The organism is Variovorax sp. SRS16 (genome assembly GCF_901827165.1).
In the GTDB taxonomy this organism is placed as follows: domain Bacteria; phylum Pseudomonadota; class Gammaproteobacteria; order Burkholderiales; family Burkholderiaceae_C; genus Variovorax.
In genome coordinates, this window is the sequence record NZ_LR594666.1 from 3,740,358 (window position 1) to 3,763,362 (window position 23,005).

The following is a 23,005-nucleotide window of genomic DNA, read 5'->3' on the forward strand; positions in this document are numbered from 1 at the left end:
TCAGGCCGCCTCTTTGTGGAGCTTCTCGAAGATCTTGGTGATCTTCTCCTCCAGCGTCGCCGCGGTGAAGGGCTTGACCACGTAGCCGTTCGCGCCCGCTTGCGCGGCGGCAATGATGTTCTCCTTCTTGGCCTCGGCCGTGACCATCAGCACCGGCAGCTTGCCGAGCGCCGGATCGGCGCGGATGGTCTTGAGCATGGTCAGCCCGTCCATGTTGGGCATGTTCCAGTCCGAGACCACGAAGCCGAAGTTGCCGCCGCGCAGCTTCTCGATGCCGGCGGCGCCGTCCTCGGCTTCGTCGACGTTGAGGAACTCCAGCTCCTTCAACAGGTTGCGCACGATGCGGCGCATGGTCGGGAAGTCATCCACGACCAGTATCTTGATGCTCTTGTCGATCACGATTTCTCCAACGGTTCAGTTCACTTCAGTTCGTCGTCCGGTGCGCGCGCGTCAGACCCGGTTCGCGCGCGCGCCGAAGGTGCGCAGATGCGCCAGCACGCGGCGGCACATCTCCGCCAGCGGCGCCACTTCGTCCACGGCGCCGAGCGCGATCGCCTCGCGCGGCATGCCGAAGACGACGCAGCTCGCCTCGTCCTGCGCCAGCGTGTGCGCGCCGGCCTGCCGCATGCGCAGCAGGCCTTCCGCGCCGTCCCGGCCCATGCCGGTGAGGATCATTCCGATGGCGTTCTTGCCGGCATGCCGGGCCACCGAATCGAATAGCACGTCGATCGAGGGACGGTGGCGGTTCACCGGCGGCGCCTGGTCGAGCTGGGCCACGTAGTTCGCGCCGCTGCGGCCGAGCGACAGGTGATAGCCGCCGGGCGCGATGTAGGCATGGCCCGGCAGCACGCGCTCGCCCTGCTCGGCCTCCTTGACGCCGATGCGGCACAGGCCGTCCAGGCGCTGCGCGAAGGACTTCGTGAAGCCGGCCGGCATGTGCTGCGCGATCAGCACCGCGGGCGAATCCGGCGGCAGCGGCTGCAGCACTTCGCGGATGGCTTCGGTGCCGCCGGTGGAAGCGCCGATGATGATCAGCTTCTCGGTGCTCAGGAGCGGACTGCGCAGCAAGGCCTCCTGCGGCAGCTCGGGCGCGGCCTTCGCCGAGACGGCATGGCGCGCCGGCAGCAGCCGCGCGGCGGCGGCGGTGCGGACCTTGCCGGCGATCAGTTCGGTGTAGTTGAGCAGGCCGTCGCGCACGCCCAGGCGCGGCTTGGTGACGAAGTCGATGGCGCCGAGCTCGAGCGCGCGCAGCGCGATCTCCGAGCCGCGCTCGGTCAGCGAGGACACCATGACCACCGGCATCGGCCGCAGCCGCATGAGCTTCTCGAGAAACTCGAGGCCATCCATGCGCGGCATCTCGACGTCCAGCGTGAGCACGTCGGGATGCGTGGCCTTGATGAGGTCGCGCGCCACCAGCGGGTCCGCGGCCGTGCCGACCACCGTCATGTCGGGCTGGCTGTTGATGATCTCGGTCATCACGCTGCGGATCAGCGCCGAGTCGTCGACGCACAGCACCTTGATCTTGTTCGGACTCACCAGCTTCCCCTTCTTCGGGCTGCGAGCAAGACATCGCCGGCCACGGCCTTGTTCTTTTCCGCGCCTGGGGCAGCGTGCAGTCCCGACAGCTTGCGCAGCAGCTCGCCCTCCTCGCGCTGGATCAGCTGGACGTCGGTCTGCGCGCGCAGCTTGCGCACGACGGCCTTGCCGGTGATCGGCAGGAAGCACACCCGGCGCGCATGCTGGCCGCGCAGGTCCTGCGCAGCGATCGCGATGCGCTGCGCCTGCAGATAGCGCAGCACGAAGTCCGCGTTGCGGTCGCCGATGTTGAGCGTGGTCATGTTGGCCAGCACCGCGGCGCCGCCGAACACCTTGGCCGAAAGACGTTCGCGCAGCGCGCCGGCGCGGACCATCTCGCGGATCAGCACGTCCATCGCATAGGCGCCGTAGCGCATCGCGGCGCCGGCATCGCGGTTCGCGGGCTCGCCGTCCTCGGGCAGCATGAAGTGGTTCATGCCGGCGACGCCAGCCTCGGCATCCAGCAGACAGGCCGCCACGCACGAGCCCAGCACCGTGCTCAGCACGGTGCCGGTGGTGGTGACGTAGTACTCCGACGGCAGCAGCTTGACGGCCATGCGGCCGACATCACGGTCGAAGTAGTGGAGGCTGGCCACCGAGCCCGGTTCCGCTGCGCTCATGAGGTGCCTGTGCCCGTGCCCGGGCCGCGGCCGCGCGCCAGCGCATAGACCGTCTGGCCCAGCGGCTTGAAGTTGGGGTCGACCAGCGATGCGTTCTCGGAGTGGCCGGCGAACAGCAGCCCGCCCGGCTTGAGCAGCGGCGCGAAGCGACCCAGCACTTTCTTCTGTGTCGGCTTGTCGAAATAGATCATCACGTTGCGGCAGAACACGGCGTCCACCGGCTCCTTCACCGACCACGAGGGATCGAGCAGGTTGAGCCGCGCGAACTTGACCATCGCAGCCACTTCCGGGCGGATGCGCACGCGCCCGGCATTGGCACCCGTGCCCCTGTTGAAGAAGCGCTTCAGGCGCTCGGCCGAAAGCCGGTTGACCTGTTCGAGGCTGAAGACACCGGCCGAGGCCTTGGCCAGCACGGCGGTGTCGATGTCGGTGGCGATGATGCGCGCCGTGCTCGCGCGCTCGCCGAGCGCCTCGATCAGGGTGATGGCGATCGAATACGGCTCCTCGCCCGTCGATGCGGCCGCGCACCAGACCGTGACAGGCTCTCGTGCCTTGCGCACGTGCTCGGCCAGCGCCGGGAAGTGATGGGCCTCGCGAAAGAACGAGGTCAGGTTGGTGGTCAGCGAGTTGATGAACGACTGCCATTCGTCGCCGTCGCTGCTGGATTCCAGCAATTGCAGATAGGTCGAGAACTCCGGCAGCCGCAATTCGCGCAGACGCCGCGAGAGCCGGCTGTAGACCATCTGGCGCTTCTGCTCGCCCAACGCGATGCCGGCACGGCGATGGATCAGCGTCCGGATCTTCGCGAAGTCGCTGTCGGTGAAGAGGAATTCGGAGTTCACGGGCGCTGTCGATGAGGGCATTTCAATGTACATGGCGGACATCTCGCGCAATGGCCCGATCAACGTGACAAAAGCCCGGCAGATCGCGCGACGTCATGCTCAGCCCGGTGCCTCGGAGGTGTTCACGCCCTGCGTCCATGCCATCGCCCAGAGGTGCGCCGCATTGACCTGTTCGGCACTGAGGAACAAGGCTTCCGACAGGCGCGCCGCATCGCGGGCGTCGCGTTCGCAGGTTTCGGCGAGCGCGAGGAAGGGGCCGTAGATGCCGCCGCGCGCGAGGATCGCCTGCTGGACCGATTCGGTGAGCTGCACCTTGGCCAGCACTTCTTCCATCGGCACGCCCAGCAGCTGGTCGATCAGGGAAAACATGCCGACCACGAAGAGGTTGTCGGCGTCTCCGGCCGCCAGCATGCCCTGCCCCATCAGCTCGACGAAGCGGCCGCGCAGGATGGCCTGCTTCATCAGGTAGGGCGAGGCGGTCCGGGCATTGCTGGTGGCCAGCAGCAGCGAGAGCCAGCGGAACAGCGGCGAGTAGCCGAGCATGGACACCGCGTGCCGCAGCGAATGGATTTCGACACCGACGCCGATGGCGGGCGAGTTGATGTGCCGCAGCAACTGGTAGGTCAGCACCGCATCGTGCTTGAGCGCGGACTCGATCTCGCGCACGTCGTCGTTGCGCCGGATCATCTGCATCAGCCGCATGATCAGGAGCGACTCCGGCTGCAGGACCTGATCGGTCTTCTTCAGCTGCGGCGCCGCCATGGCGCCGCCGACGAAGATCTCCAGGCGGCGCGCGGCGCAGGCGGCGAACTCTTCCCAGTTCGCGATCTGCGTCGCGATCAGGCGGACCGGCGCCGTGCCCGGCACTTGTGCGCCGCGCACCTCGGCGACGATGTCCGCGGCGCCGCTGCCGACATCGAAGTGCGTGACCAGTGCGCGCAGCTCCGCTTCGATCGGGAGCGCCTGGCTGCGGCACAGCATCACGCCGTAGCCCTGCTCGCGAAGGAACAGGAGCGCACCCTGCACGTCCGGCTGCGCGAAGTCTTCCGGTCCCACGCACAGCACCACGTTCTCGGGCGGCAGCGATTGCAGTTCGTCCAGCAGCAGCGAGTCGGCATCGATGTCCAGGAACAGCGCCGTGCGGCCCAGTCGCCAGCCGGTCTTGCGGTCGTTGAGATGCATGGCCACGCAAGCCACAAGCGCCCGCAGGTGCGCGGCGGTGCCGGCCGCCTCGCCACCCGGCGCCGCGCACCAGGCCAGCCGATAGCCGATCGCCTGCTTCTGCGGATCGAGCAGCGGCGTGGCGCTCAGGTAGCCGGCTTGGCCCGGCGCATCGCCGCGGCTGCGCGGCGGCGCGCCCGATCCGTCGTGCACCACGGCGCCTTCGGACTGGCGACGAAAGAAGTCGAATCGCATCACATCCCCTTGTCGTATCTCGCCACGTGCGGGCTCAGGCCGCCACCGCGTCCATCCGGGCCGCGCCTGCCAGCGCCGCGGCGCCCGCCGCCCGCGCGCGCTGGATGCGCGGCATGGCGCCGACGTCGACGATGAAGGCGACGCTGCCGTCGCCGAGGATCGTCGCGGCCGAGATGCCGGGCACCTTGCGGTAGTTGGTCTCGAGGTTCTTGACCACGACCTGGTGCTGGCCGAGCAGTTCGTCGACCAGGAGCGCGAAGCGCGCATCGTCGGCCTGCACGATCACCAGGATGCCCTGCGTCGGATCCGTCTGCGCGCCGCCGACGTCGAAGACGCGGTGCAGCTCGATCAGCGGCAGGTACTCGCCGCGCACCTTGATCACGTGCCCGTCGCTGGTGATCGAGTGCAGATGCTCCGACCGCGGCTGCAGCGATTCGATCACGTAGCTCAGCGGCAGGATGTAGGCCTCGCGGCCGACCTTGACCGACATGCCGTTGAGGATCGCCAGCGTGAGCGGCAGCACGATGCGCGTCGTGGTGCCATGGCCGCCGCGCGAGACGATCTCCACGTGGCCGCCCATTTCCTGGATGTTGCGCTTGACCACGTCCATGCCGACGCCGCGGCCCGAGATGTCGGTGATCTGCTCGGCGGTGGAGAAGCCGGGCGCGAAGATCAACTGCCAGACTTCCTCGTCGGGCATGGCGTCGTTCACCGGCAGGCCTTGCTGCAGGGCCTTGGCAAGGATCTTCTCGCGGTTGAGGCCGGCGCCGTCGTCGCTGACCTCGATCACGATGTTGCCGCCGTGGTGCTGCGCGGAAAGCAGCAGTTGGCCGGTCGCGTCCTTGCCCTTGGCCAGGCGCTCCTGCGGCGTCTCGATGCCGTGGTCGAGGCTGTTGCGCACCAGGTGCGTGAGCGGGTCCACGATGCGCTCGATCAGGCCCTTGTCGAGTTCCGTTTCCTTTCCGAAGGTGTCCAGGCGCACCTGCTTGCCGAGCTTGGCGCTGACGTCGCGGATCACGCGCGGGAAGCGGCTGAACACATAGTCCATCGGCATCATGCGGATGGACATCACGGACTCCTGCAGATCGCGCGCGTTGCGTTCCAGATGGCCGAGGCCGCTGAGGAAGCGCTCGTAGGCCACCGGGTCGAGCATGGTCGCGGCCTGCGTCAGCATCGACTGCGTGATGACGAGTTCACCCACCAGGTTGATGAGCTGGTCGACCTTCTCGACGTCGACGCGGATCGAGCTCGATTCCCTGGCGCCGGCGCCTGCGTTCGGTGTCGCGGGCGACGGCGGCGCGGGTCGGGCCGCGGCAGCGGAAGCCGCGACCGCCGAGGACGCGGCGACAACTGCGGGTTCGGATTCGACGGGCGCTTCGGCAGGTTCCGCCACGACGCCGATGTCGATCTGCGATTCGTCGATCAGGAAGCAGCACACGGCCGTGATGTCGTCGGGCTGGCAGCTGGTTTGCAGCACGACGGTCAACTGGTCGCCGCTGCGCGTGCGCGACAGCACGCGGCCGAGGTTGCCGAGTTCGTCGGCGAGCAGATCGCATTCGCTGTCGGACAGGCGGGTGAAGCGCACCTGCAGTGCCCTGTCGCCCGCCGGTGCGGGCGCGGGTGCAGGCGCGGCAACGGGCGCCGGTGCGGGTGCGGCCTGCCGATCGCCGCTCTCGAGCGCGAGTTGCTGCAGCACTGCGCAGATGTGCGCGACTCTCTCAGGCTCGGGTTCTTTGCCGGCCTGGTAGGCAGTCAGTTGTTCTTGCAAGGCGTCCTTCGTTTCAAGAAATGCATCGATCATCGGAGCGCTCAGGCTCAGCTGGCCGTGGCGTGCCCGATCCAGGAGGGTTTCCAGCAAGTGCGTGGTGTCGGTCAGCGCGACGAAGCCGAAGGTGGCGGCACCACCCTTGATCGAGTGGGCCGCGCGGAAGATGGCGTTGAGCTGTTCGCTGTCGGGTGCCTCGACGTCGAGTTCGAGAAGCAATTGCTCCATCTGCGCCAGAAGCTCGATGGCCTCGACGAAGAATGCTTGTGAAAACTGACTGAGATCCATGGGGTGCTCCGAGGCCGGACCTTGATGCCGGTAGGGTGTCTTGCGCTCAGTTCGCCCGTGCCGGCGACTTGAACGAGGTCAGCTTGACGTTGTCTCTGGCAGGGTCCGCATTCGTCAATGTGCTGATCCGGGTGGTCTGTGCATCGCCGCTGTTCTCGCGCTCGATGCGTTCCTGCGTGCGGTGGTTGAGCACGATGACGCTGATGCGCCGGTTGATCGGGTTGCGCGGATTGACCTTGTCGAGGTGCATGCTGTCGGCCAGGCCCATCACGCGAAGCACCTTGTCCTCGTTCATGCCGCCCATCACCAGTTCGCGCCGCGAGGCGTTGGCCCGGTCGGCGGACAGCTCCCAGTTGCCGTAGGACCGGTCGCCGTTGGTGTAGACGATCGCGTCGGTGTGGCCCGACAGCGTGATCTTGTTCGGCAGATCGTTGAGCGCGGGCCCGAGTTCGCGCAGGATGGCCTGCATGTGCGGCACCACGCGCGCGCTGGCCAGGTCGAACATCGGGCGGTTGTCGCTGTCGACGATCTGCAGGCGCAGGCCCTCGGTCGTGATGTCGATCAGGATCTGCGAGCGGAACTGCCTGAAGACGGGACTCTTCTCGATCAGGTCGTCCAGGCGCTTCTTCATGATGGCCAGCCGGTCGGCATCGGCCGCGTCGTCGCTCTGGCTCTGGCGGTCGCCGTCGCTGTCGCTGTCGGCATTCTTGACTTCGCCGTCGGTTTTCACCACGTCGTCGCCGCCGCCCGGAATCATGCTGGTGCTGAGGCTGCTCTTCTCACCGCCGGCCAGCGCGACGCGCAGCGGCATGCGGAAATGCTCGGCGATGCCCTCGAGCTGCTTGGGCGAGGAGATCGACAACAGCCACATGACGAGAAAGAACGCCATCATGGCCGTCATGAAGTCGGCGTAGGCGATCTTCCAGCCACCGCCGTGACGGCCGCCGCCGCTGGGCGCCACGCGCTTGACGATGATCCGGGCTTTCTCTGCGCTCATGGCCGGGCACCCGTGGACTCAGCGGGCCTTGACTTCCCGAACGTGGTCATCCAGTTCGGTGAAGGAAGGCCGCTCGGTCGAGAACAGCACCTTGCGGCCGAACTCGACGGCGAGCTGCGGCGCGTAGCCATTCAGGCTCGCGAGCAGGGTGACTTTTGCGCACTGGTAGATCTTCATCGCCTCTTCGACCTTCTGGTCGATCAGCGAGGCCAGCGGCGAGACGAAGCCGTAGGCCAGCAGCACGCCGAGGAAGGTGCCGACCATGGCGTGCGCGATCAGCGCACCCATCTCGGACGGCGGCAGGTTGGCCGAGCCGAGCGCATGGACCACGCCCATCACGGCTGCCACGATGCCCAGGGCCGGCAATGCATCGCCCACACGGGCCAGGCTGTGCGCGGGCACTTCGGCTTCATGCCGGATGGTTTCGATTTCGTGGTCCATCAGCGCCTCGATCTCGAAGGCGTCGGTGTTGCCGCTGATGACCAGCCGCAGGTAGTCGCACAGGAACTCCATCACACCCGCATCGGCCATGATGCTCGGGTAGCGGCCGAAGATCTCGCTTTGCGAGGGATCGTCGACATCGGCCTCCAGCTTCATCATGCCGTCCTTGCGCGCCTTGGCCAGGAGTTCGTACAGCAGCGCCAGCAGGTCCATGTAGAGCTGGCGGTTGTGCCTGGACGAGCGCAGCAGGAGCGGGAGCTCCTTGATCGTCGCCTTGATGGTCTTGCCGTTGTTGCCTGCCACGAAGGCACCCAGCGCGGAGCCACCGATCATGAGCAGCTCCACGGGCTGGAACAGAACGCCGAAGTGCCCGCCCATGAGGCCGTAGCCGCCGAAGACGGCGCCCACCACCACGAGATACCCAACCAGAACCAGCACGTGCGTCCCCTTTTGCCATCAGGCGTCAAAAATCAAAACATGGCGCCAGGCACATGGACCACGTCAGTGGATCCCTGCGCCAGCCGCCGACGGCTCGGCCGCGAACCCGGCGCCTGCCGGCGCAAGATCGGCAACCGCTTGCTCCGCGACGCGCTTGGCGCCGCGTGCCTTGCCTGCCCGGGACGGTGGGCGGCAGAGAACACAGACATAACCACTCTTGTTGTCGTGCGCATGGGCGACGAACAGGCCCTTGCAACGCGTGCAGCCGCTGAGCTGCAGCATGTCGCTGTCGAAGAAACGCACCATCGTGTAGGCGCGGGTGAAGTCGAGCACCACCTCGCCACCGGCCGATTCGATCTGCTCGAGGTACAGCCGATAGCTCTTGATCAGGGCCTGAAGCTCGCCCTGATCCGCCTGATCCAGCATGAACCGGTAGATGTTGTAGAACATCGACGAGTGGATGTTCGCCATCCAGGTCATGTACCAGTCGGTGGAAAACGGCAGCAGTCCCTTGGGCGGAGAGACACCCTTCAACTCCTTGTAGAGCCGGATCAGGCGCTCACGACTGAGGCCCACCTCGGCTTCCAGGAACTGAAGGCGTGCGCCCAGTTCAATCAGCTCGATGGCCAACTGAACCTGGCGGACTTCGCCCAGGACGCTCTTGGAGCTCATGCCAGCGCACCCACACCCTGCATCTGGCGCGCGGCCATGAGGATCGACATGTGCGCGTGCTGCAGCGTCGCATCCTTGCCTTCGCCGACCACCGCGAACATCGGATGGTCGTCCAGGCGAAAGCTGCAGAGCAGGAAGTTCGACGCGGCCAGCTTGACGATCTGCGTCAGCGACATGTTCGCCAGCAGGTCGGCCAGCTCCTTGCCGACGCCCAGGCGGAGCATCGCTGCGGCCCGGTCCTGTTTGACGAGTTTTTGCGCAAGCAGCATATAGGCCAAATTGATGTCGCTGATTTCTTTTGAAATCTCGCCATGAATTCCGCTCCTCTCGTTTTCCATTTCCACTCCGCACTCCATTCATCGAAACCGAAGTTTAAACACAAAATTTAACATGTTTAACAAAGGTAACTAAGCCATCTTGGAAAGTGAGACTTATCTGACATCACCGAGAGAACCTGTCCGACACAACCAACTCGTCGACACTCTGGATGTAGTCCTAATTCATTCAAAATTCCACTCACCCAGGTCTCATTAGTTTTTAGAAAAAAAGTATTATTTCAAATTTAGTAACAAAAAGTACTAGTCTTAATTAGCCAAGCATTTGCATGATGGTTTTATTAAAGGAAACAAAACGTATCAATTCAAAAAACAGCCGTCAACGCCGCGCCCGGAGTCCGCGTCGCACTTTCTTTCTTCTCTCCCTGCCTATATCGGCAGGTCAGTCGAAAACTGTAGGGCTCGCCGAAGATTTGGCCGCGGCGTCGAGGCCATGGAGCCAGGCCATGATCTCGGCCACGGCAAGGTACAGCCGGGGCGGGATCTGCTGGTCGAGGTCGACCTGCATCAGAAGCCGCACCAGATCGGGCGATGCATGAACGTACAGGCCGTTCGCCCGCGCCTCGCGCATGATCGATTCGGCCACCACCCCGTAGCCCTTGGCCACGACCGTCGGTGCCCCGGCAGGGTCGGGACGAGACAGTGCCACGGCACTTTGGCGATCGTCCATTGCGCTGCTCATGGCCGAGGCATTCCGGTGATCTGGAGATCCTGGAGCCGAAGACCGATCGTCTCGAGGCGGCGAGCCAGTGCACGGCCCTCCATCCGCAGATCGGCCAGCGTGCCCGGGTCGCTGGCCGCGACCTGCGCCTGCACCATCGGTTCTGCGAGGCTCAGCCGCACATCCACGGCGCCCAGCCTCGGCAAGCTGAGCGAGAGCGTCGTCGTCCAGCGGCGCGCAGGCGCTTCGTCCGCCGCACCGGCATGCCGGCCCGCGGCCTCGTCTTCGTTGTCTTCGCGGATGGACCACGCCATGGGTGCGCCGGGCCATGCCTCGCCGCTCCAGCGGAAGACGGCCGTGGCCAGAAGATCGAGCTGCTGGTGGACGATCGTCGCCGCCTGGGGATGAATGATGTCGGCAGGCGCCAGCGCCCTGGCCGCCCCGCTCGTCGCCGACACGCCTTCCGCGCCAGGCGCGGTGTCGGCCAGGCGATGCAGCGCCGCGGTGTCCAGCGCCGTTCCCGTCGCCATGGCATCGGTCTGGCGATAGGTTGCCTGCACGCGCACCGCATCGGCGCGAAGGGCGCCGACGGCAGCGTGCGTTTCGGAAGGCGATGCAGCGACGCGTGGCGCGACGGCGCCGCGTTCCTCGGTCACGCCGGGCGGACGCGCGGCGGCCGGCGACGATGCGGCAGACTCGATGGACGCCGGTGCGTCGGCCGCTTCGGAGAGCAAGCCGGAGATTGCACCGGGGCCGCCATCGGCGACCGGCCATGCCGGGCTCGCGCCCGGCGCCGCGCGCACCGGCGTACCGGCCGCCGTCGCCTCGACGGGCGTTGGCATCGGTCGCGAAGACGCCGCAGCGGGCGCGCCCCAGGCCGCCTGCGGCTCCTGTGCGAGTTGCGCCAGCGTGCGCTGGCCGGCAGCGAACTGGGCCAGATGCGATTCGTAGAAGAGCCCGCTCACGGACACTGCTCGCGCCAGCGTGGACGCGAGCGCTTCGGCCGACGGCGTACTCGCGGAAGGCCAGACCGGCGCGGCGTCGCGCACCGGTCCCGCATCCGCCCGGATTTCCGCCAGCAGGACGCCAATCGCGCGTGCCGCCACGGAAAGCTGCGCGGCAGGTGCCGGCGCCATGGCCGGCTGCGATCCGGCAGACGCGTCGGCGGCAATCTGCCGATCGAGCGCGGCGTTGGAAAGCAGGCGAGTGTCGTTGTCGACCTTCTGGGCCTGGATCACCGGCCCCGGTCCCGCGATCTCGACCTCGGACTTGATCGCCAGCACGTCCAGCCGCTGCGAAAGCTTCGCGGCGAGCAGCGTGTCGATCAGTCCGGTCAATCCTGTCATAAGACAACCTCCGCCCTGCGGGCTGCGGTGCGAGCGCCTTCGGGCGGCCGGGCGGCACTCATGACGCGAGTGCTCTGCTCAATGCGGCAGCCCGTAGATCTTGTCCAGATTCTTCTGCTGCTGCAGGAAGGACATCCTCGCCACCAGCTTTTCCAGCTGCGGCTTGACCAGTTGGCAGACCTCGTCCTGATCGGCATGGATGCGTTCCATCAGCCGCCGCGCTTCCTGCATCTGCTCCGAGTCCAGCAACTCCATGGGTTCGACGACCTTCAGGCGTTCGACGATCCCCGCACATTGGATCTCCAGTTCGGGAAGCCGGCCCCACTCCTTCGCGCGAGCCAGCTTCACCATGAGTGCAAGGCACGCGGCGAGTTGGCTGTAGCAATGAATGACCTCACTTCGGGTTGCCATTTTTCTCCCTGTCTGCTGTTCGGCTGTCATGTCGGGCAGCGTTGTCCTGTAGTAGTTGATCAGTGGCCGGGACGGACGACATCGATTTCACGCCATGCCGAGGCGACGTTCTCGAGCAGCCGGTCGGCTTCGTCGAGCGCGCCGGCGTCGTTGCGCAGGTTGGCCCGCAGAAGACGCTGGTTGATGTAGTCGTAGAGCGCCGCCAGGTTGCCGACCAGCTCCGCACCACCGGCGCCCGCTGCCTTGGCATCGAGGCTGGCCTTGAGCCCGCCGTCGATGATGCTGATGGCATGCGAGATCGCCTTGCCCTTGGCCGGCACATCGCCGCGGGCCATGTGGTGCCGCGCCATCGCGAGCGCCGTCTTGGCGCCGTCGAACAGGAGGCAGATCAGCTGATGCGGCGATGCGCTCATCGCACCGGTTTCCACGCCGACTTGCGCGTAGGCGCTGGCGCCGGTTCGATAGGTGTGGGGTGTGTACATCGAGGGCTCCGGACGGGTCTTACTTGTTCATCGCAGCGAACTGCTGCGTGAGGTAGGTCATGGTGTTGTTCATGCTGCTCATCAGCACGTCGAGCTGATTGAACTGCGCGCGATAGCGGGCCACCGTGTCGTCGACGCGCGCCGACATGGCCGTGTACTGGTCGTCGAGTTGCTTGAGGGTGGTGTTGATGCCGTCCGTCGCGGTCTTCAGGGCACCGCCGCTCGAGGTCACATTGGTGACCAGGGCGCTCAGTTGCTTGCCATAGCCGGCCGTGCTGCCGTCCGCGCTGGCGAACAGGTGCGAGACGCCCTCGAGGTTGTTCGCCAGCGCGGCGTTGAGCTTGTCGGAGTCCACCGCCAGCGTGCCGTCCTTCTGGAAGGAGACGCCGATCTCGGACAGCACCTTCATGTCGTTCGGACCGCCATCCTGGGGCGTGGTCAAGGTCTGCCGGATGCGCGTCTGGAGGTTGCGCAGCGTCGCGTCGCCGAGCAGCGGAGCCGCCTGCTTGGTGTCTGCGTTGTAGGCCGTCAGCGTGGCGGCCATGCCTTGCAGGCCGTTGAAGGCCTTCACGAAATCGTTGACCGCCGACGCCACCGATGCGGTGTCCGTGCTCAGGTTCACGTTGCTGCTGCCGATCTTCGCCACGTTCAGCGTGGTGCCCTGGATCGCCTCCTTGACCGTGTTGCTGGCGCTGGTGATGGCGATGCCGTTCACCGTGAGCTGCGCATCCTGGCCCTTGAGAGTCTGCTGCATGCTCTGGGCGCCGGCCGGGTCGTTGCCGAGCAGGTTCTGCAGCGTGGTGTCGCCGGTCACGGAGATCTTCATGCTCGACGCCTGGCCGGTCTGCGTGGAGGTCAGCACCAGACGGTTGGGCGTGCCGCTGCCGTCGTTGACGATGCTGGCCGTGACGCCGATCTTGGCCTTGTTGATGGCGTCGCGGATGCCTTCGAGCGTGTCGTTGCTGGCGTCGATCGTGATGGGGGCCGCCGTGCGGGTGGTGTCCGGCGTGAAGCCGGCACCGGTGTACTTGCCGGTCGCCGCGTCGAAGCTGCCGCCGGTGATGGTGCCGAAGTCGAAGCTGATGGTGCCGTGGCCGATCACCGTCTTCGCGCTGGCCTGGCCCGTCGCGACCAGCGCCTGCGACTGCGCCATCTGCGTGACGTTGATCGCGTAGCTGCCGGCGACCGCGGTCGTGTCGGTCGTGGCGGACAGCACGTCCGACGCGCTGGAGCTCGCCTTGACGCCCTGGAACAGCGAGGGTGCGGACAGCTTGTCGGCCGCGGCCTGCAGCGTGTTGAGCGAGCTCTGCAACTGCCCATAGGCCGACAGCTTGGTGGTGTAGCTCGTCTGGCGGCTCTGCAGGTCGACCAGCGGCTGGCTTTCCGCCGTCTGGAGCTGCGTGAGCAGGGTGCTCAGATCGAGACCCGATCCGACGCCGATGCTGCTGATGGTCATGGTGCGATCATTCCTGTCATTGAACGCGTGCCGGCCGCCGGGGCCATGGCGCGCGATTGAAAATTCGTTGCGCTTCGCTGTCCTCTGCGGTCTCGGCCCGCGAGACCCAGACCGCAGAGGACAGCGCAGGCGGCTTCGGGCCGAAACCCGAACGCCTGCACCCAACCTTGCCCTTCCCTTTCGGGAAGGGCCTGACGCGTCCTGCCGTTTAGCGCAGGAGCGAGAGCACGCCCTGCGTGGTCTGGTTGGCCTGGGCCAGCACCGAGGTGCCGGCTTGCTGCAGGATCTGCGCGCGGGTCATGTTCGACACTTCCGTTGCGTAGTCGGCGTCCTCGATGCGCGAACGCGAGGAAGACAGATTGGTCACCGTGGTGCCGAGGTTGGAGATCGTCGAGTCGAAACGGTTCTGCACCGCGCCGAGCGAGCTGCGCAGGTCGTCGACCATCTTCAGCGCGGCGTCGATCGTCTTCATCGGGTCGACCGACGAGGCACCGGCGAACTGGGCGGTCGGGGTGGCCGTGCTCAGTTCGATGGCGGTCGGGGTCGTGTCCGTGGCGGTGGCGCCGCCGTTGGCGATCGAAGCCGCGGTGATGTCGAAGTTCTTGCCTTGCACCGTCACGTAGCCCGTGGCCGCGCCGTTGGCATCCACGCCGACCTTGATGTGCTGGTTGGCGAGCGTCACCGCAGGCGTCACGCCGTTGTCGGTGTCGGTGAAGCCGACTTGCGCGGTGTTGAGCACGACCTTGCCGGTGGTGTCATCGACCGAAGCGGCATAGAAGTCGCTGCCGGACTGGACGACGAAATTGGCCGTCGCAGCACCGTTCTTGTCGAGCACGTTGTGCAGGCTCAGCGAGCTGCCGCTGACGCCGAGGTCCGTCGCGACGGCCGACAGGTCGACCGCGGCGGGCGTACCGCTCAGGTTGGTCTGCGTGATCGCCGCGCTGGTCGGCAGCGCGTTGTTGGCCACCGAAAAGCCCTTCAGGCCGAGTGTCGAGGTGTCGATCTGCTTGAGGTCGATGTTGATGGTTTCGCCGTCGTTGGCACCGACCTGGATGCTCAGCGGCTTGGCGCCGGCCGAGAGAACCTTCACGCCGTTGAAGTCGGTCTGCTGCGAGGTGCGATCGATTTCAGCCAGGCGCTGCGTGATTTCGTCCTGGATCGACTTCAGGTCGGAGGGCGAGTTGGAACCGTTGGCGGCTTGCACGGCCAGTTCGCGAACGCGCTGCAGATTGTTGTTGACTTCGGTCAATGCACCTTCCGTCGTCTGCGCCAGCGAGATGCCGTCGTTGGCATTGCGCTGTGCAACCGTCAGGCCGTTGATGTTGGCCGTGAAGCGGTTGGCGATGGCCTGACCGGCGGCGTCGTCCTTGGCGCTGTTGATGCGCAAGCCCGACGACAGGCGCTGGATCGCGGTGTTGAGCGATGCCTGCGACTTGTTCAGGTTGTTCTGCGTGAGCAGGGAAAGTGAATTGGTGTTGATGACTTGCGCCATTTTCGACTCCTGATTGACAAAGGTTGTGGAAACCGGCACGAGGCCGTAACGCTGGACCCGCTCTTTGTGGTGAGACTCAAGCCATCGTTGAGTTAGTTATCGGCAGGGGTTTCCAAACATTTAGGGGGGCCGTCAAAAAAGCGCACGCTCACCCTGCGCGGGCCGGTCAGGCTGGCAGGTTCATCACTTCCTGGTAGGCCGCGACCAGGCGATTGCGCACCTGCAGCCCGGTCTGGAAGGCCACGTTGGCCTTCTGCAGGTCGACCATCACGTCGTTCAGCGCGACGCCGGGCTTGCCCAGCTCGAAGGCTTCGGCCTGGCCGTAGGCCTTCTGCTGCGCGCCGCTGATGTTGTCGATGGAGCGCTTGAGCTCGGCGGCGAAGCCACCCGGCTCGGCGCCGGCAGCGGAGGCCGGGCCGGCGGGCGGGGCGAAGCCTGCCTGGAGCGCGGTGGCGCGCATCTGCTGCAGGACGGACTCGATGGCGGAGATCGACATGGCTGATCTTTTCCTTGTGGCTTTCGGGTTGGCATGGAAGCACCGAGGCACTTCCGGGTGCCGTCAGCGTAGCAGCGCAAGGCCTTTCGGCATGCCGCCAACTGATGGCAAAAGCCCCGGCTGTTCGACCAATCGAAATCGCATCGGCTGCAGACAATGAACGCCGAAACGAACAGCCTGCCAGTGACACCACCAGCCCCGCGGCATGACCTCTGAACATCGACGACTCCCCTTCCTCTCCATGACCATGGCCCGCCTGGCACCTGTCGTCATGGGAGTCCGCGCATGAGTTCGACGGCCACTCTGGACGGGGCCGCGACGCCCGCGCCGCAGCTGTTCGACAAGCTGCGCGCGCAGCCCAGGCTGCCCCTCATCGTCGGCGCGGCAGCACTGGTGGCGGCGGCCGCCGCCTTCATGCTCTGGAGCCGCGCCCCTGACTACAAGGTGCTCTACACCAACGTGTCGGACCGCGACGGCGGCGCGATCATCGCCTCGCTGCAGCAGATGAACGTGCCCTACAAGTTCGCCGAGGGCGGCGGCGCGATCCTGGTGGCGAGCGACAAGGTGCCCGAGGTGCGCCTGCAGCTCGCCGCGCAGGGCCTGCCCAAGGGCGGCGGCGTCGGCTTCGAACTGATGGACAACCAGAAGTTCGGCACCAGCCAGTTCGCCGAGCAGGTCAACTACCAGCGCGCGCTCGAAGGCGAGCTCGCGCGCTCCATCGAATCGATCGGCACCGTCGAATCGGCGCGCGTGCACCTGGCGCTGCCCAAGCCCTCGCTGTTCGTGCGCGACCAGAAGAAGCCCTCGGCCTCGGTGGTGCTCAACCTGCAGCGCGGCCGCAGCATCGACGAAGGCCAGGTCAGCGCCATCGTCCACATGATTTCCAGCAGCGTGCCCGAGCTCGACGCCAAGAGCGTGACCGTGGTCGACCAGCGCGGCAACCTGCTGTCCGCGGCCAACAGCGGCGCGCGCGGGCTGGACGTGAGCCAGCTCAAGTACACGCAGGAGATCGAGCAGGGCTACGTGCGCCGCATCGAGGCCATCCTGCAGCCCATCCTCGGCGCCGCCAACGTGCGCGCGCAGGTCGCGGCGGAGATCGACTTCTCGGTGGTCGAGAACACCGACGAGAAATACCGCCCCAACCAGGACCCCGCCTCGATGGCGGTGCGCAGCCAGCAGTCCAGCGAATCGAGCCAGCATGGCGGCACGCCGCCGGGCGGCATCCCGGGCGCGTTGACGAACCAGCCGCCGACCAATCCGAGCGCGCCGATCCTCACGCCCAAGCCGGCCAACGGCACCGCCGCACCCGTGCCGCCCGGAGCGCCCGGCGTCCCTGCCAGCGCCACGACCACCACCACCACCGCGCCGGCCGGCCCCGGCAGCACGCGCCGCGACGTGACGACCAACTACGAACTCGACCGCTCGATCCGCCACGTGCAGCAGGGCGCGGGTGCCGTCAAGCGCCTGTCGGTCGCGGTGGTGGTCAACGACCGCGAAGTCGCCGACGGTTCCGGCAAGAGCACGGCGCGCGCCCTCACGCCCGCCGAGCTCGACCAGATCAGGAACCTCGCGCGCGAGGCCGTCGGCTTCAGCCAGGAGCGCGGCGATTCGCTCAACGTCGTCAACAGCACATTCGCCCAGGAAGACAAGGAGCCGCCGGCACCGCAAGTCCCGTTCTGGCGCGACCGCGAGAACCTCGACCTCGGCAAGTCCATCGCCCCCTACCTGCTGCTCGCCGGCCTGGCCCTGTTCGCCTGGCTTGCCGTGCTGCGCCCGCTGATGCGCAAGCACCTCGCGCCGCCGCCGCCACCACCACCACCCGCCCCCGTGGCCGCGCCGCCGGCACCGGTCGAGGCGCCGACGCAAGCGCAGGCGCCGGCGCCCGAAGAAAGCCTGCAGGACCGCGAAGTGAACCGCCAGAAGGCCATCATGGACTACGCACACCAAACCGCCGACCGCGATCCGAAGCTGGTCGCCGCGCTGATTCAGCACTGGATGAACACGCCATGAGCAGCGAACCGGGAACCCGCAAGAGCGCCATCCTGCTGATGGCCCTGGGCGAAGACCGCGCCGCGGCGGCGCTGGCGCATCTGCCGACCTCCGAGGTGCAGACGCTGGGCATCGCGATGTCCAAGCTGAGCCAGGTGTCCAAGGACGAGCTGATGTCGGTGCTCACCGAATTCCGCGAGGAGACCGAGCAGCTGTCGGCCCTGCACCTGGGTTCGAGCAGCTACATCCGCGCGGTGCTGAAGAAGGCGCTCGGCGACGACCGCGCCAGCAACCTGCTGGAAGACATCCTGCAGCCCGAGGAACCGCACGGCGGCATCGAGCGCCTCAACGAACTGGAGGCCGGCGAGGTCGCCGAGCTGGTGCGCGACGAGCATCCGCAGATCCTCGCCACGCTCCTGATCCACCTCGACCGCATGAAGGCGTCGGAGGTGCTCGAGAAACTGCCGGCACGCCTGCGCCACGACGTGGTCATGCGCATCGCCACCTTCGGCGGCGTGCAGCCGGCGGCGCTGCACGAGCTCACCGACGTGCTGACCGAGATGCTGTCGGGCCAGGGCCTCAAGCGCAGCCGCCTGGGCGGCGTGCGCACCGCGGCCGAGATCGTCAACCTGATGACCACCGCGCAGGAAGAAGAAGCCATCGCCCACGTGCGCGAACAGGACGAAGCCCTGGCGCAGCGCATCGTCGACGAGATGTTCGTGTTCGAGAACCTGCTGAGCCTGGAAGACCGCAGCATCCAGCGCCTGCTCAAGGACATCGAATCCGAGTCGCTCATCATCGCGCTCAAGGGCGCGCCGCAGGAGCTGCGCGACAAGTTCCTCAACAACATGTCGCAGCGCGCCGCCGAGACGCTGCGCGAGGACATGGAGCTGCGCGGCCCGGTGCGCGTGTCGCAGGTCGAGGCCGAGCAGAAGGCCATCCTGCAAGTCGCGCGCCGTCTCTCCGAGGCCGGCGAGATCGTGATCTCCACGCCGGGCACCGATGACTTTGTCTAAGCAGCCTTCCCCATCGGGCGCGCGAGCGCGCCTGGCCTCCGCCTACGTGCCCACGCGCGCAGGTGACGCGGGCAAGGCCGCGAAGCCCGTCGTCTCCGCCTGGGAGCGCTGGGAGATGGGCACGCTGAACGAACCGGCACCCGCGACGCTCGCCATCCGCAGGACGGACGCCGCGAGCGTGGCCCTGCCGGCCATCGCGAAGGCATCGGTCGACGAAGCCGAACTGCGCCGCCTGCGCCTGGAAGCACGCGCCCTCGGCGAGGCCGAAGGCCGGCAGGAAGGCTGGACCCAGGGCCATGCCGAAGGCCACACCGCAGGGCTGGCCACGGGCCTGGCGGCCGCCAGCGCCCATGCCGAACACCTGCGCGCGCTGGCCGCGACGCTGCCGGCCGCACTGCAGCGCGCACAGAGCGAACTGGCCGATGCGATCCTCACGCTGGCCCTCGACGTTGCACGCCAGGTGGTGCACCGCACGCTGCGCGCCGAGCCCGAATGGGTGCTGCCGCTGGTGCAGGACCTGCTGCATGCCGAGCCCGCGCTGCAGGGCGAGCCGCGCCTGCTGCTGCATCCCGACGATGTCGCGCTGGTGAAGAACAGCCTGGGCAACGAACTGCAGATCGCCGGCTGGCAGGTGCGCCCCGACGACACCATGGCGCGCGGCAGCGTGCGCGTGCAATCGGCCAGCGGCGAGATGGATGCGAGCCTCGAGACGCGCTGGAAAAGCGTGACCGCCGCACTGCGCCGCGACGTCGACGCATCATGAGACACACCCCCAGGCTTGCCCACTTCGTGTGGCCGCCCACCCCCTTGCAGGGGGCAACACCGGCGGCCCGGCCAAGCCGGTTCCGCGGTGTTCCCCGAAAAAGCCCAGCTTGCGAAGCGCTGCGGAGGCACTGAACTGATGCCAACCGTCCAGCCCAATCCCCACCTGCAATCCTGGCTCGGCACGCTGGCCCAGGCACGCAGCGACGTGAGCCGCTGCACGACCACCACGACCTCGGGCCGCCTCACGCGCGCCGTCGGTCTGGTGCTCGAGGCGGTCGGCCTTCAACTGCCGGTCGGCAGCGACTGCCTGATCGAGCTGCCGCCCGGCTATCCGCTGCGCCATGCCGAGGCCGAAGTGGTCGGCTTTGCCGGCGACCGCCTGTTCCTGATGCCGCAAAGCGAAGTGGCCGGCCTCCTGCCCGGCGCGCGCGTGTTCGCGCGGCCCGGCCTGATGGAACGCGGCGCGGTCGGCGATGCCCACACCAAGCGGCTGCCGGTGGGGGAAGGCATGCTGGGCCGCGTGGTCGATGCCGCCGGCCGTCCGCTCGACGGGCTCGGTCCGCTCGACATCAGCCGCAAGGTGCCGCTGTCCTCGGCGCCGATGAATCCGCTGTCGCGCGCGCCGATCGATTCGGTGCTCGATGTCGGCGTGCGCGCCATCAACGCCATGCTCACCGTCGGCCGCGGCCAGCGCATGGGTCTCTTCGCCGGCTCCGGCGTCGGCAAGAGCGTGCTGCTCGGGATGATGGCGCGCTACACCAGCGCCGATGTGATCGTGGTCGGCCTGATCGGCGAACGCGGCCGCGAAGTGAAGGACTTCATCGAGAACACGCTCGGCGAGGAAGGCCTGGCGCGCGCCGTCGTGGTCGCTGCGCCGGCCGACAACTCGCCGCTGCTCAGGCTGCAAGGTGCCGCCTATGCGACCTGCCTGGCCGAGTACTTCCGCGACCAGGGCCGGAACGTGCTCCTGATCATGGATTCGCTGACCCGCTACGCGATGGCGCAGCGCGAGATCGCATTGGCCGTCGGCGAGCCGCCGGCCACCAAGGGCTATCCGCCCTCGGTGTTCGCCAAGCTGCCCGCGCTGGTCGAGCGCGCCGGCAACGGCGCGCGCGATGCCGAAGGCCGCGGCGGCTCCATCACGGCCTTCTACACCGTGCTGTCCGAAGGCGACGACCAGCAGGACCCGATCGCCGACGCGGCGCGCGCGATCCTCGACGGCCACGTGGTGCTGTCGCGCACGCTGGCCGAAGCGGGCCACTATCCGGCGATCGACATCGAGGCCTCCATCAGCCGCGCCATGACGGCGCTGATCACGCCCGCGCAGTTCGACACCGTGCGGCGCTTCAAGCAGATGCTGTCGCGCTACCAGCGCAACCGCGACCTGATCAGCGTCGGCGCCTACGCGCCCGGCCACGACCTGCAGCTGGACCAGGCGATCGCGCTTTATCCGCGCATCGAGGCCTTCCTGCAGCAATCGATGACCGAGCGCACCGACTATGCGGGCTCGATCGCGCGCATGGCCAAGCTGTTCGAACCCGCCTGACCGCACCGCAAGGATTCCGCATGCCCCAGCGACTTCCCCTCGACACGCTGACCGACCTGGAACGCACGCAGACCGACGACGCCGCGCGCCGCCTCGGCACGCTGCAGACCGCGCGCATCACCGCCGACCAGAAGCTGGCGCTGCTGCAGCAGTACCGCCGCGACTACTACGACCAGCTGCAGGCGCTGATGATGCAGGGCCTGCCGACGGCGAAGTGGCGCAACTACCAGAACTTCCTCGCCACGCTCGACGGCGCGATCGACCAGCAGCGCGCCATCGCGGCCCAGGCCGCGAGCCGCGTCGACCACGGACGCGTCGACTGGCAGGACCACAAGCGCCGGCTCAACTCCTTCGACACCCTGGCCGAGCGCGTGCGCCGGCAGGAGCTGCTGGCGCAGGCCAAGAACGAACAGCGCGAGAGCGATGAGCGATCGGCGCGCAAGTTCTTCGACCGCCCCGCCCACCCGATCCCCTGATGCTTTCCGGAGCCGCCATGCCTTCCATGATCCTGCCCGCCGCCCCTGCGAACGTGTCCGGCCCGACGGCCTCGCCTTCGGGCGCGCGTGGACGCACTGCCGATGATTCGCAAGGCGGCAGCTTCGGCGCCGCGCTGGACCGCGTGCGCACCACGGCCGCATCGACGAAGACGCGCGAAGACGCGTCCGCGCTTCCCGAAGCCGAAGCCGCCGACGCCCACAAGCCGCAGCGCGCCGCGGGCAGAAAGAGCGAGCTGTCCGCGGCCGACGTGATGGCGCTGCTCGCGCCGGCGGTGCTGCCTGTGGTCGCGGCCCCGACGCCGGCGCTGCCCGGTGCGGCGACGCCATCGCCGGGCGCAGCGAACGCGAAGAGTGCCCCGGCCGATGGCGTGCTGCCGCAGGCCGTGCACGATGCCTCGCAGCAGATGGCTTCGTCGCAGGACCTGGCCACGGCCACGCCGGCGGCCGATGCAGATCCGGCATCGAAGGCCGATCCCGCGCCCAAGCCCGACGCCGCGCAGGACGTGGCCAAGGCCGCGCAACCCGGATCGCCGCTGGATACCGGCCTGCGCGCCGAACTCGCCAAGACGATGCCACCGTCCGACGCCAGCAAGGCGACAAGCGCCGCGCCGCCCTCGTCGCCATCGCCCGCCCTGCCCACTGCGGCGAACACGGCGCAGCCGCCGAACGCGAGCGCTGCATCGTCCGTTGCCGCAGCACCCTCGGCCGCCAATACCGCTCCGGCCAACGCCGCGAAGACGGCTGCAAGCGCCCCGATCGAAGCCGCCACCGCCAAGCTCGCCGCCGCGCCCGAGGCCTCGACCAGCGACGGCGCCGATGCCGCCGCGACGACCGGCGCGCAGCCGCTGCCGCCGCTGCAGGCCCTGGTGCCGACGGCGATCGAACGGCAGACCGTCACCACGAACACCACGCCGGTGCTGACGGTGGCGCCGCCCGTCGGCAGCAGCGAATGGGGCACGGCGATCGGACACCAGATGATCCGCATGAGCACGAGCGGCCAGCATGTCGCCGAACTCAACCTCAACCCGGCGGGCCTCGGCCCGCTCAAGGTCACGCTGACGCTCGGCGACAACCAGGCGCAGGCGATGTTCGTCTCGGCCCACGAAAGCGTGCGCCGTGCCGTCGAGGCCGCGCTGCCGCAGTTGCGCACCACGCTCGCCGACCAGGGCATCAGCCTGGGCCAGACCTCGGTCGGCGCCGAGGCGCGCCAGCCCGGCCAGGGCAGCGCCTTCGAACAGCAAGCACAGCAGCAGGGCCGCCCATCGAACACGCCGGACTATCCGGGCACTGCGCGCCGCGATGCCCTCGCCGCATCCGCCGCAGTGCCGGCTGCGCGGCCGAATGCCGCGCATGCATCGAGGGCCGGCCTCGACACCTTCGCCTGACCACCCGGCGCGCGGCCGCGCGGCAATGACGGGATCTGAAGCGCTTTTCCCCGCTTGATCGCTCGTTCGTCCGC

At 67.6% G+C, this 23,005-nt stretch carries 23 protein-coding genes; 6 read left to right on the forward strand and 17 right to left on the reverse strand.

The features are described 5' to 3' along the window. From cheY to fliE, 17 genes are all read right to left on the reverse strand, one after another. Complete coding sequence (cheY, locus tag E5P2_RS18155; protein WP_162568495.1) at positions 1-399, reverse strand: chemotaxis response regulator CheY; 399 nt, start codon at positions 397-399, stop codon at positions 1-3. 51 nt (positions 400-450) lie between these two features. Then, positions 451-1,476 carry a protein-glutamate methylesterase/protein-glutamine glutaminase gene (locus E5P2_RS18160; protein ID WP_232080917.1) on the reverse strand — a complete coding sequence of 342 codons (1,026 nt, stop codon included), beginning with the start codon at positions 1,474-1,476 and terminating at the stop codon, positions 451-453. 56 nt (positions 1,477-1,532) lie between these two features. Continuing rightward, a complete protein-coding gene (gene cheD, locus E5P2_RS18165; protein ID WP_162568496.1) occupies positions 1,533-2,195 on the reverse strand; it encodes a chemoreceptor glutamine deamidase CheD in 663 nt (220 codons plus the stop codon). Further along, positions 2,192-3,097 (reverse strand): CheR family methyltransferase, encoded by a 906-nt coding sequence (locus E5P2_RS18170; protein ID WP_443083558.1) that lies wholly within the window; start codon positions 3,095-3,097, stop codon positions 2,192-2,194. Before E5P2_RS18170 ends, cheD begins: the two co-directional genes overlap by 4 nt. Positions 3,098-3,136: 39 nt before the next feature. Beyond that, positions 3,137-4,453 carry an EAL and HDOD domain-containing protein gene (locus E5P2_RS18175; RefSeq protein WP_162568498.1) on the reverse strand — a complete coding sequence of 439 codons (1,317 nt, stop codon included), beginning with the start codon at positions 4,451-4,453 and terminating at the stop codon, positions 3,137-3,139. A 34-nt stretch (positions 4,454-4,487) separates the two neighbouring features. Then, positions 4,488-6,506 (reverse strand): chemotaxis protein CheA, encoded by a 2,019-nt coding sequence (gene cheA, locus E5P2_RS18180; RefSeq protein WP_162568499.1) that lies wholly within the window; start codon positions 6,504-6,506, stop codon positions 4,488-4,490. Positions 6,507-6,552: 46 nt separating this feature from the next. Further along, positions 6,553-7,503 carry a flagellar motor protein MotB gene (gene motB / locus E5P2_RS18185; RefSeq protein WP_162568500.1) on the reverse strand — a complete coding sequence of 317 codons (951 nt, stop codon included), beginning with the start codon at positions 7,501-7,503 and terminating at the stop codon, positions 6,553-6,555. A gap of 18 nt (positions 7,504-7,521) precedes the next feature. Further along, the gene (gene motA, locus E5P2_RS18190; RefSeq protein ID WP_162568501.1) at positions 7,522-8,382 is read right to left on the reverse strand and encodes a flagellar motor stator protein MotA; all 861 of its coding nucleotides are present in this window, start codon (positions 8,380-8,382) and stop codon (positions 7,522-7,524) included. Between the two features lie 63 nt (positions 8,383-8,445). Continuing rightward, positions 8,446-9,054, reverse strand: coding sequence for a flagellar transcriptional regulator FlhC (flhC, locus tag E5P2_RS18195; protein WP_162568502.1), 609 nt, complete (start codon positions 9,052-9,054; stop codon positions 8,446-8,448). Continuing rightward, on the reverse strand, positions 9,051-9,392 hold the full coding sequence (gene flhD / locus E5P2_RS18200) for a flagellar transcriptional regulator FlhD (protein WP_232077478.1): 342 nt from the start codon (positions 9,390-9,392) through the stop codon (positions 9,051-9,053). The genes flhC and flhD overlap by 4 nt, the downstream gene beginning before the upstream one ends. Positions 9,393-9,771: 379 nt before the next feature. Further along, positions 9,772-10,071: an EscU/YscU/HrcU family type III secretion system export apparatus switch protein gene (locus E5P2_RS18205; protein ID WP_162568504.1), complete on the reverse strand. Its 300-nt coding sequence runs from the start codon at positions 10,069-10,071 to the stop codon at positions 9,772-9,774. Further along, a complete protein-coding gene (gene fliK, locus E5P2_RS18210) occupies positions 10,068-11,396 on the reverse strand; it encodes a flagellar hook-length control protein FliK (protein ID WP_162568505.1) in 1,329 nt (442 codons plus the stop codon). The genes E5P2_RS18205 and fliK overlap by 4 nt, the downstream gene beginning before the upstream one ends. A 78-nt stretch (positions 11,397-11,474) precedes the next feature. After that, the gene (locus E5P2_RS18215; protein WP_232080747.1) at positions 11,475-11,837 is read right to left on the reverse strand and encodes a flagellar protein FliT; all 363 of its coding nucleotides are present in this window, start codon (positions 11,835-11,837) and stop codon (positions 11,475-11,477) included. Positions 11,838-11,866: 29 nt separating this feature from the next. After that, positions 11,867-12,289: a flagellar export chaperone FliS gene (fliS, locus tag E5P2_RS18220; RefSeq protein ID WP_162568506.1), complete on the reverse strand. Its 423-nt coding sequence runs from the start codon at positions 12,287-12,289 to the stop codon at positions 11,867-11,869. A 19-nt stretch (positions 12,290-12,308) separates the two neighbouring features. Continuing rightward, complete coding sequence (gene fliD / locus E5P2_RS18225; RefSeq protein ID WP_162568507.1) at positions 12,309-13,745, reverse strand: flagellar filament capping protein FliD; 1,437 nt, start codon at positions 13,743-13,745, stop codon at positions 12,309-12,311. Positions 13,746-13,953: 208 nt separating this feature from the next. Continuing rightward, entirely contained in the window at positions 13,954-15,237 is a 1,284-nt protein-coding gene (locus E5P2_RS18230) for a FliC/FljB family flagellin (protein WP_162568508.1), read from the reverse strand. A 166-nt stretch (positions 15,238-15,403) separates the two neighbouring features. Beyond that, complete coding sequence (fliE, locus tag E5P2_RS18235; protein WP_162568509.1) at positions 15,404-15,733, reverse strand: flagellar hook-basal body complex protein FliE; 330 nt, start codon at positions 15,731-15,733, stop codon at positions 15,404-15,406. A gap of 285 nt (positions 15,734-16,018) precedes the next feature. On the opposite strand from fliE, the gene fliF reads away from it, so the two are divergent. The 6 genes from fliF to E5P2_RS18265 all read left to right on the forward strand — a co-directional run bounded on the left by fliF (position 16,019) and on the right by E5P2_RS18265 (position 22,931). Beyond that, positions 16,019-17,743, forward strand: coding sequence for a flagellar basal-body MS-ring/collar protein FliF (gene fliF, locus E5P2_RS18240; RefSeq protein ID WP_162568510.1), 1,725 nt, complete (start codon positions 16,019-16,021; stop codon positions 17,741-17,743). Then, positions 17,740-18,738 (forward strand): flagellar motor switch protein FliG, encoded by a 999-nt coding sequence (gene fliG / locus E5P2_RS18245; protein ID WP_162568511.1) that lies wholly within the window; start codon positions 17,740-17,742, stop codon positions 18,736-18,738. The genes fliF and fliG overlap by 4 nt, the downstream gene beginning before the upstream one ends. Next, complete coding sequence (gene fliH / locus E5P2_RS18250; RefSeq protein ID WP_232080748.1) at positions 18,725-19,501, forward strand: flagellar assembly protein FliH; 777 nt, start codon at positions 18,725-18,727, stop codon at positions 19,499-19,501. Before fliG ends, fliH begins: the two co-directional genes overlap by 14 nt. A 138-nt stretch (positions 19,502-19,639) precedes the next feature. Then, positions 19,640-21,049 (forward strand): flagellar protein export ATPase FliI, encoded by a 1,410-nt coding sequence (fliI, locus tag E5P2_RS18255; protein WP_162568512.1) that lies wholly within the window; start codon positions 19,640-19,642, stop codon positions 21,047-21,049. A 20-nt stretch (positions 21,050-21,069) separates the two neighbouring features. Next, complete coding sequence (fliJ, locus tag E5P2_RS18260; RefSeq protein WP_162568513.1) at positions 21,070-21,525, forward strand: flagellar export protein FliJ; 456 nt, start codon at positions 21,070-21,072, stop codon at positions 21,523-21,525. A gap of 17 nt (positions 21,526-21,542) precedes the next feature. Next, positions 21,543-22,931: a flagellar hook-length control protein FliK gene (locus E5P2_RS18265; protein WP_162568514.1), complete on the forward strand. Its 1,389-nt coding sequence runs from the start codon at positions 21,543-21,545 to the stop codon at positions 22,929-22,931. The last annotated feature ends 74 nt before the right edge of the window (positions 22,932-23,005 follow it).